This is a genomic window from Pleionea litopenaei (genome assembly GCF_031198435.1).
Taxonomy (GTDB): Bacteria; Pseudomonadota; Gammaproteobacteria; order Enterobacterales; family Kangiellaceae; genus Pleionea; species Pleionea litopenaei.
This window is the reverse complement of record NZ_CP133548.1, coordinates 3,515,492-3,532,527: the sequence shown is the minus strand read 5'-3', so window position 1 is coordinate 3,532,527 and position 17,036 is coordinate 3,515,492. Positions and strand designations below refer to the sequence as shown.

Genomic DNA, 17,036 nt, shown 5'->3' with positions numbered 1-17,036 from the left:
AGTACTATCTAAAGTTGCGGTATATATAGCCACGGACTATAATCCGCATTTCGAGTCAATCTGGAAATTAATGGGTTGTAAAGCAACAGTTATTTCGACGGACGTCTAAATGCAGTATTCAGAAATAAAACTAGATCAACATTTGCTATCCATTCTCAAAGAAGAAACCTTCAACGGCTTTACGGTTGTGCAGTTACGAGATACCTATCGAGTTCGGACTAACTCTCATAAAGGTCAGCGTGAGTTGAGGCTGTATGTTTACCGCAGGGTTAAGCGACTGTGTAAGCTGGGTTTGCTTTATATGGGAAGTTCGGGCAATTCAAAGCAAAATAAATACTTTAAAAGCTCTGAATTTTTTAAAGTAAGCTTTATTCCTGATCAAAACAATTCACAAGCGACTTGCGATAGCTCAACTCAAACTAACACTCAGTTAAAAATTGATGATCTTGAAAGGCAACTCAAGCAATACAAAGTTGATCTGCTGGCAAGTATCGGCGAGTCTGAAGAATACATGCGATTGTACGAAACAATCCCAGACATCAAAGACATGTTAGAAGAGAACTACCATCAGGCAAGAGAGCATAGTTCAAAATTGCTTGGGCAAATCAAAGCATTAACGACTGTCATTTCGCATTATCAGTAAATCAAAACTATGAAACTAAGAAATTGGCAGAGAGACTGTGTCGCGAAAGCACATGAGCACTTCAAAACTAATTCTAATCATTTCTTATGCCTAGCTACCCCTGGGGCCGGTAAGACCGTGATGGCTGCACAGTTAGCAAAGGAGCTATACGAAACCAAGAAGATCGACTTGGTCCTTTGTTTTTCGCCTTCCATATCTGTCGCTCGAAACATGCAGTCAACATTCGAGAGACTTACTAATAAACGCTTTGATGGAAAAGTCGGTGCTCTCGGTTGTTCATATACTTACCAGTCAATGATCAACCTTTGTCGAGATTTCTGGGATATATTCGAAACATACAAAGTGTTAGTCGTGTTTGATGAAATACATCATTGTGGTGGTTCTAGCTACGAAGATGCAAATCGTTGGGGACAAGAAATTATTGTCAACATTAAAGAACAAGCAACCTACTCACTGGCAATGACCGGAACGCCCTGGCGCTCAGACCAGTCTGCAATCGTTCTATCACAGTACCAAAATAACAGTCAGAAAATTGAGTGCCACTACACATACGGCCTAAGAGAAGCAATTAATGATAAGGTATGTCGTAAACCAACGATGGTGCTCATAGATAATGAGTGTATTCTTTTGACAGAAAACGATAGTACAACCAAAGAGTATTCTAGCCTTCAAAGGCTTATAGTCGACTCCGGAATTCGCTATGAAGATATTATCTATTCAGTCGAAACTCTGCGCTATATTCTTGGCAGAGCGTGCAGTAAACTCTCTGAAATTCGTAACGTTAATCCTCTTGCAGGCGGCTTAATAGTAGCCTCGTCAGTGAGACATGCAGAGCTTGTCTGTGAGCTGATCCGTAATGCATTTAATCAATCTGCCGTTATGGTGTCTTACCAGCATAAAAATTCAGCGCAAACCATAAGTCAATTTAGAAATAATAATGTTCAATGGATAGTTAGCATCGGCATGGTATCTGAGGGCACGGACATTCCACGCCTGCAAGTCTGCTGTCATTTGAGTCGAATTAGAACAGAGCTGTACTTCAGGCAGGTGCTAGGCCGAATTCTGCGTACCAATCAATTTGATAATCAAGAAGCATGGCTATTTACTATTTGCGATCCGGATCTTGAGAAGTATGCCAAAAGAATTGAAGAAGAGGTGCCTGAAGCTCCAGTAATTTTTGAGAAAGTCCGCAAGCCGTCGTCTATCAATCAGTTAGATGCTGTCACTGGGCCCACTGATGAGAAGCCGACTTTGTTATTCAGCAATGAATACCTAACGCATGGCGATTCAACGGCGCCGCTACATAGCTCGGAACAAGTTGCACCTTTCGCTTCTGAAACTCAACGTACAATTAGTATTCTTGGTGGCTTTAGAGAGCAGGTTATCGAGACCTTTAACTCGCCGTTCTAAAAGATCGCGCTGAAGTTATGATATCAGCACTGATTATCATGGACGTTTATAGATTAATGAGAGAAAAGCTAAACATTCAAACTCGACTTTGTCTGACAAAGGCATTACTGCGCGCGATGATCGGTCTAAAGAAGTATTTAGCCAAGTTCGTTAAGTTTAAACACTCTAACTTAGAGTGCCACTAAAACAGGGAGGTTTACAATTTATTAGGCTGTCTTTGTTGTCTCCTATTTTCTCTACGAGCTCCACGTCCAAGTCACCGTGCACTTTGCCTGTTCTTGTGATAGTGCATCATTGTCAGTAAGTTCATCTAGATTTAAAAATAGTAACGAAAAAACAGCAGAATAAGTGGGATAATGAAGAAACTCCATTTACGGAAGCGACTGATTTAAAAAATTCCACGACATAAGATACGCACTTAATTGTAAGCTAGAATTACTTAAAGTCATCTACAGCCTCTTCTTTCTCTCTATTTACCCTAGTACTTATTGCAACACCAATCAGCATTGATGATGATGTTGAGGCTAGACTATATAGAAATACAAGCCAACTAAAACTTCTTATTAATAATATTGAAAAAATAAGTGATATAGAACTCACAAAAGCCACTAATAAAAAGCCATGCATTAATCTATTTGTTTTTATTTTCCTGCTAAACAAGTAAAAAAACACAATACTGATTAAAAACGGCAATACTAAATCATAAAATAGCATTTCATCGCCGTGGTTAGATGAATCAATATTAAATGATAGCTTCATCCAGCTCAAAGTAAATCCATAGAGTACAAATACACTTATGTAAAGAAAAGCATACTTACAAAACCTAAAGATATCTAGTTTCAACTTCATATTGCTTCCCATAAACCTCAAAACATCAAATGTATTTTAAAAGCAGAAAAAATAATGACAAAAACAACAAATACCAATCCAATTAACTTACCTAAACTTGGCGTCTTCTCTAATATTCTAAAATTATTAGCTAGCCAAGTTTCCTTGGCTATGGAAATTGAACAGAGTTTACTAATTCCCCAGAAAAACATACCAAAATACAAGTATAGAAACCTAGTTTCTTCACTCAACTTTAAGACATTTACAAAGAAAATTCCAAAAAACAAAATAAATACAAGATAAGCTACTTTCTCAAAGAGAGCAATTACTCTGCAAGCCCTTGACTGCATAGAATAAAACTCTCTATTTTGAGTCATCTTTGACAGGCACTTTGTCATCAATATTTATTTCACTCTTCTGCTCTAGCGCATCTTCTACTAGTTGTTTAGCGATATCCCCACTATGCTTACCAATTATCGAAGAAAAAACTTCTACAAATGGCTCAGTTACTTTCAGTTTTTTTTCTAAGACATTTTTTGCTGTCCTCGCCATAAACTCACCTGTCATAATACCTGCCAAATCATCCTCAAAATCTTCTCCTTTTATTATTTCATTAGCAGTAACTACTGTATCTATAAGCAAACCAATACCAGTATAAGTTGCACCTTGTTCGATTGTATTTGCCACGATTGCATCTCTTTCTAACTGGGCTTGTGCTCTTTCTTTAGCTGTCTTTCCTGAAATTAAGTCATGTAATGCATTACCCATATTAACAGCTATGTAATCTCGACCATCAGGATCAATATATTTAAATGGATTATTGCTCGCATAGATAAAGCGTGAAAAGGTTTGAATATCTCGATATTTAATAGGATCAAGTGAATTAAAACGACCTACTTCAGGATCATACCAGCGAGCCTGCATATAAGTCAGGCCTAAATCTTTATCATCCTTGTGACCAGTAAAGCCTACATTATTGTCGCTATCTTGATCCGCAAGCTGCTTACCAAAAGGCTGATACTCTTCACGCCACTTAACACTTCCGTCTTCATTCGTTGCCGCTATCGGCGAGCCTAAATGATCCGTATGGATGAAGGTTATCGTCGTCATCTGCCATAACCCATTACCTGGACAAGATGACCCAGAACGATAACGATTTTTTCAAACAGCTAGGCGCGAAGATCGCCTCATTGCGGAAGGAACAGCAGATCACACAGGTTCAGCTTGCGGAGATTCTGGGGATTTCACAGCAGTACATGCAGGCGTTTGAAGCTGGCCGAAGGAAAGTCCCTTCCTCCATGCTGCCAACGCTGGCCGAGGTATTAGCGGTATCAGTGGAAGAGCTGATTGGCATTGCACCAACCAACGGTAAAAAGCGAGGGCCAGCCCCTAAGCTGTTAAAGCAGGTTGAACAGATCAGCCAGCTACCCAAGTCTAAACAGAAGTTTGTGATGGATATGCTGGATACGGTGATTCAGCAAGCCGCACATTAAAAAGCCCGCGAATGCGGGCCTTTAACTACAAAAAATTTATTGTTACAGCTACAGATCAATCTTCAAATAATATTTCCAGCAACTGATCGAAGCTGTCAGCCACTTCATAAACATTACCTAAATCATTTCTACTTCTTTCATCTTCAGCATCCCAAAAAACTATCTTCCCATATTGAACCTCAGACAACACTAAACAAATCAAGTCGTTTGTATCGCTACACGCAATTGGAATATATGAATCAGGCAACCTGCTTTTATATTGATTGTAATTCCAGTTTAAGCAGCTAGATTCAATCTCCCTGTCTACACCGAAGAAAACCTGAATGCCTCCAACTTCCTCAGAATGTCCTTTTATTGGAAACGCATCAGGAGATGGACTGCCGCCATTAAACTTTAATAGAAACTCTTTATAGCTAGTAGGAAACTCGAACCCAGTAAATAAAGCAATTTCCTTTAACTCTGATTCAGATATAGATCTGCCAGGGTTATCAATTGTATCTAACATAGTATCACTCGCTGTTATCCTCCCGAAAATCCACCATCGTGACCAGTTTTCGTATGAATATCACGCGGAACAAGCTGCATCGTTTTACCATCTTGGTGGTGATGCCAAACATGGCCTTCAGGGGTCTTTTTAAACCCTCCAGCTTCATTTGCAGCTTTAACATCTTTCCTTCTACTACCAGTAAATTCGATTTTCACATCCTTTTTCGAAACACTGGAGAAGTCAGGGTATCCATTTTTGTCGAAAGGAATACCTGTTTCAGGATGCTTACCACCAGCCAAATGCCCGTTGCGCCTTGCTCTCTTTGTAACATTACTTAATCGTCTATTAAGTCTCCAATATCAAATCGAGCTAGTTTTTGCTTATCTTTAGATTGATGTACAACTGTTGTTTTGTTAATCCACTTAACGTCGCCAATACGAGAGTTAAATAAAAACTCATCTGGCTCTTCAGTGAAAAGATGCTCATTAAGAAGCTCTTTACCATCACTATTTTTTATCACAATGGAACAATTAAACGCCTTTTCATCGTGGTCGCCAATCAACTCAGCTGACAGTTTCTTATTCCGGCTTAATTTCTTTTTGATGGTATATGTATTGACAAAGTTTTCTCGAATAACCTTCTCGTACGCTTCGTGAAAGGGGGCCTTCGGCCATCCTTCCATTTCACACAATGGCATAAGTGCATTGTATAGCGTATCCAGAAGAAACCTTTTCTTAGCGACTAGATTCAAACTCTCAAAATAGTCGAAGTCGAACTCCTTATAGTACTTAATCACTGAGCTACTTAACTCAGTGGTACCAACTCTTTCATCTGGCCCACAAAGCTTTACAACAACCCTATAAATACCGTCTGTTTCTATAGGATCAAAAAGACGCTCAAAATGGGCACAAACACACCTGCTGAATAGTGTGAATTTTCGTGCCAAATCAAGTTCAAGTTTAAATGCCCATAGACTAAATTCTGAAAGCTTCATTCTTATAAGCACCTATATTTTCGGTCTTTTTTGGTCAGGTAGTTCATGCCCAGCTTTACGCAAACCTTCTACTGCTTGTCCTTCCTTTTGAAGTACATTCGCTCTTCCCGGGATACCACTTTCAAGCACAGTAGCAGAGTCACCATCTTTAAGTTGAGAGTTCGCTCTAGGGGAAGTGCCGTTCTTATTAAGTTTCTGCCCGCTGACACCTATCTTTTTGATATTGCCATCCGCATCCTGAATCATGTAGAGGTGCTGCTCTTTAGTACTCGCTTTCGAGTTGCCGTGTATTTTATTATAAATTATATGCGTTATTAAGCCTATAAAGTCGCCAGGGTAGAGCGTACCTTTAAGCGGATTCTGTAGACTAGGAAAGGAGACTGTATTCAAATCTGGAGCAAAATTTGGAATCAATGAACCTTCCGTGCTTGCAGGAAGTTGGTCAGCTAATGGTAGGCTCGTACTAGGGTTGATTGGGTTCGTAATTGTTGTAGGAGGTGGTCCAGCAAAAATTGGCGGATTTTGCTGAATTAAAAGCGGATTTTCACCATCAGGATCTATATATTTATATGGGTTATTGTTCGCGTAGACGTATCGATTAAATGAATTTACTTCGCGAAACAATAAAGGATCCAAAGAGTTAAACCTTCCAGTTTCAGGATGATACCAGCGAGCCTGCATATAAGTCAGGCCTAAATCTTTATCATCTTTGTGACCAGTAAAGCCTACATTATTGTCGCTATCTTGATTCGTAAGCTGCTTACCAAAAGGCTGATATTCTTCTCGCCACTTAACACTTCCGTCTTCATTCGTTGCCGCAATGGGCGAACCTAAATGATCCGTATGGATGAAGGTTATCGTCGTCCTCTTAGCATGCCCATTTATTGCATAGAAGCAGCCTAACAATAATAGAAGCAATGTAATATTGAATTTTTTAAATATCATCATCGGTTTATCCCTTTATCTAAACTACATTGCACAACCAGAGTTAGGGTAATAACTCGCATAAGCATCTTTATCTTTGAGATAAAAATAATGTTGTGTTTGAAAGGTATCGAGTGTTTCAACACTGATCGTTCCCGTATAAACCTCTTCTATGGTGATGTTGCCATCACCATTCCAATCGAGCTTTTCAATCGGTGTGTTCGGGAAATAGTTACTGTATAAGCTTGGGTAATTTAGGTGAATGAATACCGCGTAATAAATACCTTCATAGCTGCTACTAAAAAAGTCTTTCTCTTCAACGATACCGTTTTCATCAAAATCTAGCTCACAAGAGTTTCGGACTGGATCATCTCCGAGATCGCTAACGGTAATAGAAACCTCATCTGAAGACTCAGCGCCAGCATCATCGGTAACCGTCACTCGAAGTAATATCTGCGTGTCAACGTCTACACTCGGTGCGATGAACTGAGTCGTCAAAGGTTCGATCCCTTGCTGGAAAACAACATTTGGGCCACTTACAACTTCCCATGATACGTTTAATTGATTACTTTCAGCATCGCTAGAGCCTCGCGCATCCAAAATAACTATCTCGCCTTCATTGACTGTTTGATCATTACCAGCATTGGCTACGGGAGGCGTGTTGTCAGCTTCAGCTTTCGATAAATAAACGAATAATGGCCACTGAGCATTATTCGAGCTTTTATCAACTCTTGCCCCTTGCATCAGCGCTGAATAAGGAGCGAGATAACTTCCAGTAGTTGATGAGGGTATTGACTCATGATAAATCACTGAATCATTGATAACACGAGAGCTATGATGCTGATAATCATAGTCGGTATAGATATACCCAAAAGAACCATTCACAAATCGTGTGAGTACGCTGTCAGACGTCCCACTGGGCGCATCAACATCACTTAAAGGATGGCTAAGCCAAGCGCTATTGAAGGCTTGAGTAACAAGTTTGATTTTCCCCTGCTCTTCCAGAATAGCTGTCGATTTATTATTGTCGTCAATATCAATGGCTATTGGACCACCAGCATTCGAAACAGAAGAGACGATTTCAGTCGAGCCAAGCAATTGTTGCCAGTTTGCACGTTGACTCAAATAGTTGCGTCCACTACCACTTACGTCTTCCCAAAGTGCAACCAACTGCTGATTATTCGCAGCGATGGAATAACGAGTTTGCCAATCTTCGCTACCTAAGGAGTATCCATTGAAAGTCGTACTATCGATGGTAAATAGTTCAACACTGGTACTCACGATATTACCTGACGAATCTCTTTCATCGAGCGGAATGATAATAGCTACTTGGCCCAAGTTGTTGATCGCAAAATCGAAACCTGCTCCACTGTAAATTGCGTTGTACAAAGGGTGATTTTCATCTTTATAAGTGACCTTTACTGGCTCGCTCCAACCAGTACTTGGAGTCCAGCTTGCAACCCAAAGGAACACTGTTGAATACTGCTCTTCGAGCCATGACACGACAAAGTTGCCATTTGTCGAGCTAGTTATGCCCACTTCATACCCGACATTAAAACCGGACTCCGGAGTCTTTAGTGTTTCTGTGCTCCAGCTTTTGGTTGGAACGTCAAACGTCGCAACTGAGATTTGTGCGGTCGAACTGTCACTCGCAACCGCCATTGCATAGCCTGAGTCAGAAACCTCCAATACATAGCGATTAGGCCGGAAATCAAACAACTCATGAACCGTTAGTTCTTCAGTGGTCGAGTTCCAATAACTTGCCCGAGTTTTATTGCTATGGTAGCGATGTAGAACATGAACGTTTCCTCCGCTATCGATATCAAGATTCTTAATTGGATAGTTCAGCATTGAGGCAAAATACCATTGATTATTAGAATGCTTTACCGATCTTTCATTCGATAAAGAGGATTCTAGAGAACCTCGTTTGGCAATCACTCGATAATAAACGGTATCGCCCATTTGGGGCGTCGTATGTACCCATGGACTGCTAACATCGTCTACTTTTATGGCTTCTTCTTTACTGCTAAAGGGCTGGTTGCTCCAATACAAATCATAGCTGTCAGCAAAGTCGATAGCATTCCAACTGACCCAGACTACACCATCAATCGATGCTGCATTGAGAGCGGTTGGCGAATTTAGAGTATTTGCCACGTTAGGATTAGTCCCCAATTGAAACTCTTCTAAATTACTAAGCCCATCACCATCAGGATCAAGAGCACTATCGTCGATATTTGAGTCCAATCCATAAGTTACTTCAAACCAATCAGAAAGGCCATCGCCATCAGTATCAACCAGATCAAGTCGAGTACCAGCGATGAACTCTTCTAAGTTGCTTAATCCATCATCATCTAAATCTGCACCCGCATCAGAACTATCGTAGGGATCAAGTCCATACTCTCGCTCAAAACAATGTCCTAAACCATCATTATCTAAATCGTCACTGCACTCTATTTGTTCGTCGTAGTAGGCTACTAACTTGTTACCTAAATAAATATGGGAACGATTGAAGTCACCAAACTCATCTTGCTCGAAGAGTAACTTTCCGGAGGTGGTATATACGAAATACTCTTTCTTTTCCGGTCCTATTTTTACTGATTGCTTGCCGTTTGCATCGTACTCAAACTTAAACTGCATTCCATTAGCGGTATTTTTAGCGAATATAAGGTTGTTCGAAAAATCGTAGAAATAAGAATTACGCCCATCCTCTTTAACCCGGCCGTTAAAGTCATAGAGGAACTGATTGCCATTAAAATTAGAAAGGCGATTTCTAGCATCGTAGTCGTAATTAAATGTCTGACCACCAATGACTTTACTTTCAATATTTCCCATCGAGTCATAATTATAATAACCGTTACCCCATACACCTGATGCAGTGTATAAGCGATCAAGTCCGTCGTAACTCATGTTCTTCGTTTTACTGGAATCTAAGTTATCGATAATAGCTTCAAGATTGCCATTAAAATCGTAGTCATAATTAAAACTGATGATGTTGTCGAGCATTCCAACACTCATTGATTGAGGCATTTGCTGATCATTCAACTCGTAAGTGGTGACATGACCATTGCTGTAAGTCAACGATTTAACCACACCATTATCAAAATACTCGATGTTGGTAACAAGGTCACCAACCTTTGATGCTCGACCAAACACATCCGGATCATAATCAACGTAAAATCCGGATGGATAAGTCAGGCCCGAAATTTGTCCTTGAGTGTTGTAGTCATAGCTAAAAGCAAAGTTAGTACCTTCTTCACTATCAGATAGTGTTTCTGTTTCTAACTTATCTTCGATATCATAGGTGTAGAACCAAGTTCGATAGCTAGTCTGAGTATATTGATCCGGTTGCGGATTAAATAGAAAAATATGTTCCGTTGTTTTTACTCGATTACTTTTGAGATTGCCTATCTCATCGTAGTCGAGCTCGTACTCTTTTGAAATGGCTTCATAGTTACATGAGGTACAACTTGGTTGACCGTATTGATAGCCTGATTCGGTTTTAAAAAAGGTAGGAAATTCAACTCGTCTCAAACGTCCTACTACATCATAAGAAAATCGTTTTGTGCGTTGAGTTCCATTGATCACATGGATCTCTTCTTCAATTCTTCCACCATGATCATAAAAATAGATTAATTCACCATCAACTTCTGGCTCAATATACTTAAATAAACGTTGTTCATTATCGTACTGATACTCTCTAACGATGCCATTTTGTGTGATCGTCAAAGGATCACCTAACGCATTGTTGGTAAAATCGATCACTACACCTTCCGGTGCCGTAATTTTCTTGAGATGCTTGTTAGAGTACGAGTAGGCGGTATATGATTTGGTCGTAACATTCCCCTCTGCGTCAGTGACTCGAACAGTACCGTCAGATAAGTAGTCAGTTACTACTGCTGGCTGACCGAATTTTTGTGCTCTTACAACTCTATCTAAGCCATCATACGAATAAGTCGTTCCACGCATTTCATCATTTACATAAGACTCAAATACTAATCGGTTTAGATCATCGTAACGATAATACCTAATAAACTGTTGTCCACTAATAGTATTCTCTGTAATTTTTCGAACGAGTTTATTGTGCTCATTATAAATATTGACTTGTCGAAGTGAATTTCTGGTATAAGCAACCCAATGGCCTCGATTTGAGTTTGTGCCCGAGTTAGTTGGTCCACCCATCCCATAACCGTAAGTCACAACAACGTCGTCAGAGACAGGATAATCAATAAAGGTTAATCGGTTTAGCTCGTCATAACTATAACTGGTCGTTGTATCCTTGGCATTGGTTTCTGATGTAACGCGCCCGTAAGCATCCACTTCTCTAATGATGAAAGAGCCGTCAGGAAACTCTTCTCTTCTAGGGATCCCACGATAATAATTAAGATAGGAAACTTTATTATCAACCGCATCTGACTTTGCCTTCAAAGTGCCGTCAGTGTTGTACTCATATTTTACTAACACTCCTTTACTAATAGTTTGAGACAGGTTTCCATTCTCATCATAAGTAAATTGTTCAACTAAAATATCACTACCAGTTGTGCGAACGTGTTTTTTGAAAGGAAGATCAAGGATCCAATGACCTGCGTCGCTTCCAATGTGTCGATAATCTTCGTCATAATAATAATTGGCGTTGCCTGACTCGTTATATTTTTCAGGCGTCAAGCCATCTAGCGATGTGACTTCGTAATCATACGTCGTATTATCAATAGTCGTTGTTTTACCGATTAAAATTGGAATCCGAATATCTGGGTCCCAAAGAGAGTAACTAGTATTGGCTTCAGTATAAGTTCGTTCAATAAAAGATAATTCTTTAAACGACCAGTTGTTGACTTCTTTAAATACTTCTTGGCCATCAACCACATGGCTCATTTCTTTAAGCAAGCCAACAGACCAGGCTTGACCAACAGGTTTGAAGTACCCCTCACCATCACCTTGATCGATATAAACTGATTCATTTAATGGTATAGGATAATAGAGACCATAGTGTTTATACGTTTTTACTCCATCAGGACCGGTGACCGTTGTAACATCATAACTCTTCGTTTCGCCCTCTTCTCCTTGACGAGTATAAACATAGTCCCAACAACGATTAGTTGCAGCAGGTGTTTCACGATTGGCTTCGCATTTTTGAGTAACGACATAATAGTCTTTGGCACTAAAGTTTAATTTTTCATAGTCAAACTTAACGATTTTACCTAATGGTGTCGTTAGTTGTTCAAGATAGCCATGAACCTCTCCTGACGAATAATACTTATATTCAGTTAACGCATTATCTGGGTGTGTAACTGACAAAAGCCTTTGCTCACTCAGCGCTCCAACGACTTCGTAAGTGACCGTTTGATCGCCGTAGCTAACTGATTCTAATACATTATTATTATAGGTAAAATTTACAGTACGTGAGTCTGATGAAACAATTGAGTCGATGCGAATATTCGCTCGATCACCCGAGTAATTGATATCTAGATAGTTACCATTTCGGTCGATAATTTTGATGACTCGATAGTCAAGGCTATAGTCTCCAATAATGTAGCTAGTACCAGATTTATCTGTAATTTGAAGTTGTTGATTCTTGCAGTTAACTCGCCATAATGCTTTTGTTACATGGCTTGGTCGATAATCACCGCTTCCTTCTGAGTAAGCAGAATCTCCATCAGCATCAATAAAAGAAATGTTGTCCTTAATAATGATCTGTGAACTTCCATCCGGCAAGATAAACTGGGTGTTATTTGCAAGAACTGGTTCTACAGTACCTTGCCCGCAGTAATATGGGTTTTCCGTTGCCCCTCTTAGCATTCCGTAATGAAGAATCCAGTGAGCTCCAACGAAATTTCTATAGCTGTCTTTCCACCGATCAGTGGCTGAATTAAAACTTCTTGTCACAACAATGTCAGGACCAAGACCTGAAGCAACCAAATCAGTAGAGGATATATTTAAAGAGCCACCAAAAAGGTCAATATTAACATTAGAACTTGAATCATAAGCTCGGCCTTTATTAATTCCAGGCATGGAATAAAAGTCTGGACTGTCAGTGATTTCGGAATGGACAGAATTTGTAAAACTAAAAAGCGCGCATAGAAAAGTGCTAAGCAATAACTTAGGCATTGGTTCCCCCAAAAAAATATCCTTAATAAGAGTAGGAATTAGCCATAGTTTCAACCTACTCAAATATCTGCGCGGGCATTATAAATTATTTGATAATTTTCACAAGGAGGGTAGCTAGTTAAAATCTCACCGAACTTTGATTAAAAACTTAAATGTGACTAAGTTCATTATTCCTATATTTTAAACGCGACTGTACTATATTTCATTTTCCTAATTACAGTATTAACACGATAATTTATAATTTTTATTCGAGTCGATAAGTTGATACTCGTAGATATCTTTGTAAATGAACAGCCCTCTAATTAGACTGCATGAATCATCGATAACGAATTGAGATAACCGTCCAAACCTTTACTCCCTTCGGACTCTTTACAATGACCTCGTCATCCACCTCTTTTTTTAAGCACGCTCTAGCCATTGGAGAATCAATCGAAATATAGTCCTTGCGACCATAGATTTCTTCCGGCCCAACTATTCTAAATTTAATAACTACTTCATCTTCATTCTCAAGTTCGACCCACGCTCCAAAATAGACTTTACCTTCCTGCTGAGGATGGAAGTCCACTATTTTGATATCTTCTAACGTCTTTCGCAAATAGCGAACTCTACGGTCAATTTCTCTTAATTTTTTCTTATTATATTGATAGTCAGCATTTTCACTTCTATCTCCTAGGCTAGCAGCCCAAGTAACTTTTTTTGTTGTTTCTCGCCTTTCTACTCGCCACAGATGATCTAACTCGTCTTTTAACTTATTAAAGCCTTCTCGAGTAATTAGTTTCGTTTTCATAACCAGCTCTTTTCGGTCTTTATAGATATTGGAGTGCTTTCGTCAAAGCATCTATAGTAGCAGGCTTAAAGACTACTTTATTATTCTCATCAATCACTTCACCATACTCTGTTTTAGTGAAATGCCATTTCTTAATAAATGAATCCGACTTTAGATACTCTAAAGCTTTTCTTTCTTGAGACGTTAGTCGATGTTCGCTGTCAACTTGACTATTTTTATGGTCATAAACCTCGATCACTTGATTAGGAGGGACAATTTCCCTTAACTTCTGCTTAAGAGCTTTTAGTTCCGAAGCCATTACAAGAGCCAGTAAACGCTGCTTAGGATTGCTAATCTCCTCAATCCAGCTCTGTTCCTTGCGATTTACATCGTGTTTATTCTTCCTCCCGTTTGCTTGTTCAAAAGAAGCAATTAGTGCGCGGTAAATATCACCTGTTTTATTTCGTATGCTCTGTGCTTTTGGCACACCTCGATTATATCCAAGTCTTGCTATGGTAGCGATCGAAAAGTCCGAAACGCCTCTGTCTACTTGCTCCTTGCAAACAGTAAAAATGGCATCAAGAGTCTTCTTCTTCTGCGCTGATATGCCAATCTTGAGTTTTTCTAACATCTTATCTGGATTCACTTACTCTCTCCCTGAAATTAAAGTTTTTTGATTGGTAATTAGCTCTATCTCGGAAGGCTCAATTTTCTCTGATCCCACTAACTCTGAAATTCTCACTTTACAGCCGACAACTTCATTAACCCGTTCCCAAGACTTGAGCCTAGATAACATTAACTTAACCAACTGATTACCGACATCCAGTTGCTGTTTCGGACTTAAAAGAAACATTTGAGGAGCAAGCTGGTTAAACTGAGACATTCTATCTAACAATTGAGAGCGGGGAATTACTGCGTTGACCGCCGATGCCGACTTAAATATAGAAGCGTTTTCACATACTTCTTGGAGCTGCTGAAAATATGACACTTCCTTAAGATCTATTTCTATGTCTGCATCCCGCATTTTTACAAGTGACAGCTTATTTCCTTCCGTTGAGCTCACGTCATCCACTAAGCTTTGGCACATTTGGATTAATTTATAACTGGCTTGTAAATCACATAAATACATATCCATTTTCTTAGCAGAGCTTTCATATTCTGACTCAAGATTTCGAAGTTCAAACTCAAGCTGTGAAAGATCTGAGTTGTCAAAGAACTCCATCTTAACATCTGCTATATACTGCTTCCTTTCAATTTCCGAAATTCTCTCACTAATCGCTTCAATCTCTGACTGCAACTCTGCGCATTGACTTGACTGAATGTTCGACTGCAAAAGTATTTCATTAGTTAATGAAAGTAGTCCGCCTAAAAATGCGGGGCCAGAAATAAAGTGCCGACAACGTAAACAGTTCTGCATACCTAAATAACCAGCTGGCACTGGTGCTCTAACTTGAGATGCTCCTAGAATTTCACCTCCATCATCACATCGAGAAGCAGCATAAGGACAAATACCGTAGTCTCGGAACATAAAATTTCCAGCAGGCATACTATTTGTCAGAGCCATTAGCATATCTGAATTATTAGATACAAGTTGATTCTTAACTTCTTCCAAATTATTTTCTTCGACTAACCTTTGTACAGACTCTGCTTTGGATTTAAGTGCAATTTTCTCGCTTTCTTCGAGTCGATGTCTAATATCAGATTCAGTTACTTTGCAATAGTAGATAGACATAACAATCGAGGAGTGACCTACTATTTTCATCACTACTTCAACCGGCATACCGAGTTCCATTATATATGCCGTAATTAAACTGACCCTCATCGAATGAGGAGTGTATTTCGATTTGTAGTGACTTAATACATTTTCTCTTCCTGTCAACGTCGATAGCTCTAGGTTAGACGGTTGGATGTAATATAAAGCAGCCGCTAGCCGAGTGGTTAATGCCGCACTCACATTTTTCGGTTCGACGCCATTGAATTCTCGAAATAAAAAGCAGTTTATTCCCTTTGCTTTTAACTGATTTTCATTAAGATTTGTTTTCTTGCACAACGTCCAGCTTGTCGGTTTAGAGATTGGATTGTACTTCTGCTGCCACTTCCGTAGCTTAACGAGCCAATAAGCTAGTTCAGATGGGATCCATGGAATTGAGTAGCCATTGCCATGATTACTAGTTTTGTTAGTTGTTATAAACATGCCTAATTGTCCATCAGGCATTTTTTTGATAAACGATTGATTCTTTGTCATTCCTGACATTAAGCTGTTATTTTTTATCCAAACAATGTCTCCTTGTTCATTTGTTTCAGCAATTAATTCATCAGCTTCCCCTGAATCATTATAAGCAATTTGCCTTCCACGCAGCGGCACACATGTTAGAGCGTAAGTATGGATCCAATCTACAGGGCTCCAAAGAAAATACTGGTTCCCAATTTTTTTAAAGACACAATCAGGATCAAGCCGATCAATCCTTGATTTCGGTACCTTTACCCAGTCTGAGTCAAACATCTGTAAATGCTTCAAGTCTGAAAAGCACTTCAAATTCTTTGGTACAATCCAATCTTGCGCCTTTTTGACAAAATGATGTTGTAAGCAAGGTTTGGTTGTTTGAGCATTAGTCGGTGCGTAGACATTGTTTTCTACCGTTAATAGTGCAAGCGGATTCCTCGCTTCCATAACGCGCAATACTTCACCTGTTTCTTCATCTTCCATGGTAAGGTCATTTTCGATTACAAAATCTAAAAACTCGTTTATTGCGATGAGAATCTTGCCCTTCATTGCTTCAGAATCTAGTGTCGCGAACCATTTACGGAATGGTTTAATATTGACTTTTTCTTTAGTCAAAAAAGCTTGGGGGGATTTGCTTAGATCGCTACACTCAATGAAGTGACGAACAAAGCGACAAAGGTGTGTAATTTTAGAACCACCACCTCGAGCGACCTTCATGAACTCCTCGATTTTAAAGCCCCACTCCTCGTAAGGCTTACTTATAAATTTTACTTTGTAAGGCTCTTCCTTCCCAAGAAATCGATACCAATTTTCCCATTCATTGCCATAAACACATTGAGGGTCCTTGGGCATTCTCGGGTCATTGCTTTTAGAAAGATAGCTTTTATATTCTCTCTGTGAAATCAGTTTGAGCGTTCGGACCAACTCTTTTAGCTCTTCGTAAAGATAGGGTTGAGGTATATCGAGCAAGTCGCAGAAACCATTCCATTCATCTTTGTATACTCGATCCGGATGAGCAGGTAAGCCAGGAATGCTTTTGTAGCGCTCACGGTAGTCGACGCTATCTCGAATCCCGTGAAATTTACATATTTTTTTAACATCTTCTAATGTTTCACAAGTTTCGGGAACATCAGAGGAATGACTTTCCCTTAACATTCTTTGAATT

General features: G+C 39.4%; 13 protein-coding genes. 3 read left to right on the top strand and 10 right to left on the bottom strand.

Annotated features, from left to right (window positions below):
• Nucleotides 1–109 precede the first annotated feature (109 nt).
• Entirely contained in the window at nt 110–643 is a 534-nt protein-coding gene (locus Q9312_RS15890; RefSeq protein WP_309201847.1) for a VspR family transcription factor, read from the top strand.
• Nucleotides 644–652: 9 nt separating this feature from the next.
• Nucleotides 653–2,053, top strand: a complete 1,401-nt coding sequence (locus Q9312_RS15885; RefSeq protein ID WP_309201846.1) for a DEAD/DEAH box helicase — start codon at nt 653–655, stop codon at nt 2,051–2,053.
• A 435-nt stretch (nt 2,054–2,488) separates the two neighbouring features.
• Here the strand turns inward: Q9312_RS15885 and Q9312_RS15880 are convergent, their stop codons facing one another.
• Both Q9312_RS15880 and Q9312_RS15875 read right to left on the bottom strand, forming a co-directional pair.
• Nucleotides 2,489–2,902 (bottom strand): hypothetical protein, encoded by a 414-nt coding sequence (locus Q9312_RS15880; RefSeq protein WP_309201845.1) that lies wholly within the window; start codon nt 2,900–2,902, stop codon nt 2,489–2,491.
• Nucleotides 2,903–3,244: 342 nt separating this feature from the next.
• The gene (locus Q9312_RS15875) at nt 3,245–3,991 is read right to left on the bottom strand and encodes an RHS repeat domain-containing protein (protein ID WP_309201844.1); all 747 of its coding nucleotides are present in this window, start codon (nt 3,989–3,991) and stop codon (nt 3,245–3,247) included.
• 26 nt (nt 3,992–4,017) lie between these two features.
• Here Q9312_RS15875 and Q9312_RS15870 point away from each other — a divergent pair, with 26 nt between their 5' ends.
• Nucleotides 4,018–4,374, top strand: a complete 357-nt coding sequence (locus Q9312_RS15870) for a helix-turn-helix domain-containing protein (RefSeq protein ID WP_309201843.1) — start codon at nt 4,018–4,020, stop codon at nt 4,372–4,374.
• 55 nt (nt 4,375–4,429) lie between these two features.
• Here the strand turns inward: Q9312_RS15870 and Q9312_RS15865 are convergent, their stop codons facing one another.
• The 8 genes from Q9312_RS15865 to gmtZ form a co-directional block, all read right to left on the bottom strand.
• Nucleotides 4,430–4,879, bottom strand: a complete 450-nt coding sequence (locus Q9312_RS15865) for an SMI1/KNR4 family protein (protein WP_309201842.1) — start codon at nt 4,877–4,879, stop codon at nt 4,430–4,432.
• A 14-nt stretch (nt 4,880–4,893) separates the two neighbouring features.
• The gene (locus Q9312_RS15860) at nt 4,894–5,160 is read right to left on the bottom strand and encodes an HNH endonuclease (RefSeq protein WP_309201841.1); all 267 of its coding nucleotides are present in this window, start codon (nt 5,158–5,160) and stop codon (nt 4,894–4,896) included.
• 35 nt (nt 5,161–5,195) lie between these two features.
• The gene (locus tag Q9312_RS15855) at nt 5,196–5,855 is read right to left on the bottom strand and encodes a hypothetical protein (protein ID WP_309201840.1); all 660 of its coding nucleotides are present in this window, start codon (nt 5,853–5,855) and stop codon (nt 5,196–5,198) included.
• 12 nt (nt 5,856–5,867) lie between these two features.
• Nucleotides 5,868–6,803, bottom strand: coding sequence for an RHS repeat-associated core domain-containing protein (locus tag Q9312_RS15850; RefSeq protein WP_309201839.1), 936 nt, complete (start codon nt 6,801–6,803; stop codon nt 5,868–5,870).
• A gap of 21 nt (nt 6,804–6,824) precedes the next feature.
• Entirely contained in the window at nt 6,825–12,881 is a 6,057-nt protein-coding gene (locus Q9312_RS15845) for a PKD domain-containing protein (protein ID WP_309201838.1), read from the bottom strand.
• 316 nt (nt 12,882–13,197) lie between these two features.
• Nucleotides 13,198–13,668: a transcription elongation factor GreB gene (gene greB / locus Q9312_RS15840; protein WP_309201837.1), complete on the bottom strand. Its 471-nt coding sequence runs from the start codon at nt 13,666–13,668 to the stop codon at nt 13,198–13,200.
• A gap of 19 nt (nt 13,669–13,687) precedes the next feature.
• A complete protein-coding gene (gene gmtX, locus Q9312_RS15835; protein ID WP_309201836.1) occupies nt 13,688–14,293 on the bottom strand; it encodes a gamma-mobile-trio protein GmtX in 606 nt (201 codons plus the stop codon).
• The gene (gene gmtZ / locus Q9312_RS15830) at nt 14,294–17,026 is read right to left on the bottom strand and encodes a gamma-mobile-trio integrase GmtZ (RefSeq protein WP_309201835.1); all 2,733 of its coding nucleotides are present in this window, start codon (nt 17,024–17,026) and stop codon (nt 14,294–14,296) included. It lies immediately after the preceding gene.
• Nucleotides 17,027–17,036 lie beyond the last annotated feature (10 nt).

Bases quoted from the DNA above. Each gene is read 5' to 3' on its own strand.
- Q9312_RS15880 (WP_309201845.1), bottom strand. From the start codon at position 2,902: ATGAAGTTGAAACTAGATATCTTTAGGTTTTGTAAGTATGCTTTTCTT.
- Q9312_RS15890 (WP_309201847.1), top strand. From the start codon at position 110: ATGCAGTATTCAGAAATAAAACTAGATCAACATTTGCTATCCATTCTC.
- gmtZ (WP_309201835.1), bottom strand. From the start codon at position 17,026: ATGTTAAGGGAAAGTCATTCCTCTGATGTTCCCGAAACTTGTGAAACA.
- Q9312_RS15855 (WP_309201840.1), bottom strand. From the start codon at position 5,855: ATGAAGCTTTCAGAATTTAGTCTATGGGCATTTAAACTTGAACTTGAT.
- Q9312_RS15870 (WP_309201843.1), top strand. From the start codon at position 4,018: ATGACCCAGAACGATAACGATTTTTTCAAACAGCTAGGCGCGAAGATC.
- Q9312_RS15850 (WP_309201839.1), bottom strand. From the start codon at position 6,803: ATGATGATATTTAAAAAATTCAATATTACATTGCTTCTATTATTGTTA.
- Q9312_RS15865 (WP_309201842.1), bottom strand. From the start codon at position 4,879: ATGTTAGATACAATTGATAACCCTGGCAGATCTATATCTGAATCAGAG.
- Q9312_RS15885 (WP_309201846.1), top strand. From the start codon at position 653: ATGAAACTAAGAAATTGGCAGAGAGACTGTGTCGCGAAAGCACATGAG.
- Q9312_RS15875 (WP_309201844.1), bottom strand. From the start codon at position 3,991: ATGACGACGATAACCTTCATCCATACGGATCATTTAGGCTCGCCGATA.
- greB (WP_309201837.1), bottom strand. From the start codon at position 13,668: ATGAAAACGAAACTAATTACTCGAGAAGGCTTTAATAAGTTAAAAGAC.
- Q9312_RS15845 (WP_309201838.1), bottom strand. From the start codon at position 12,881: ATGCCTAAGTTATTGCTTAGCACTTTTCTATGCGCGCTTTTTAGTTTT.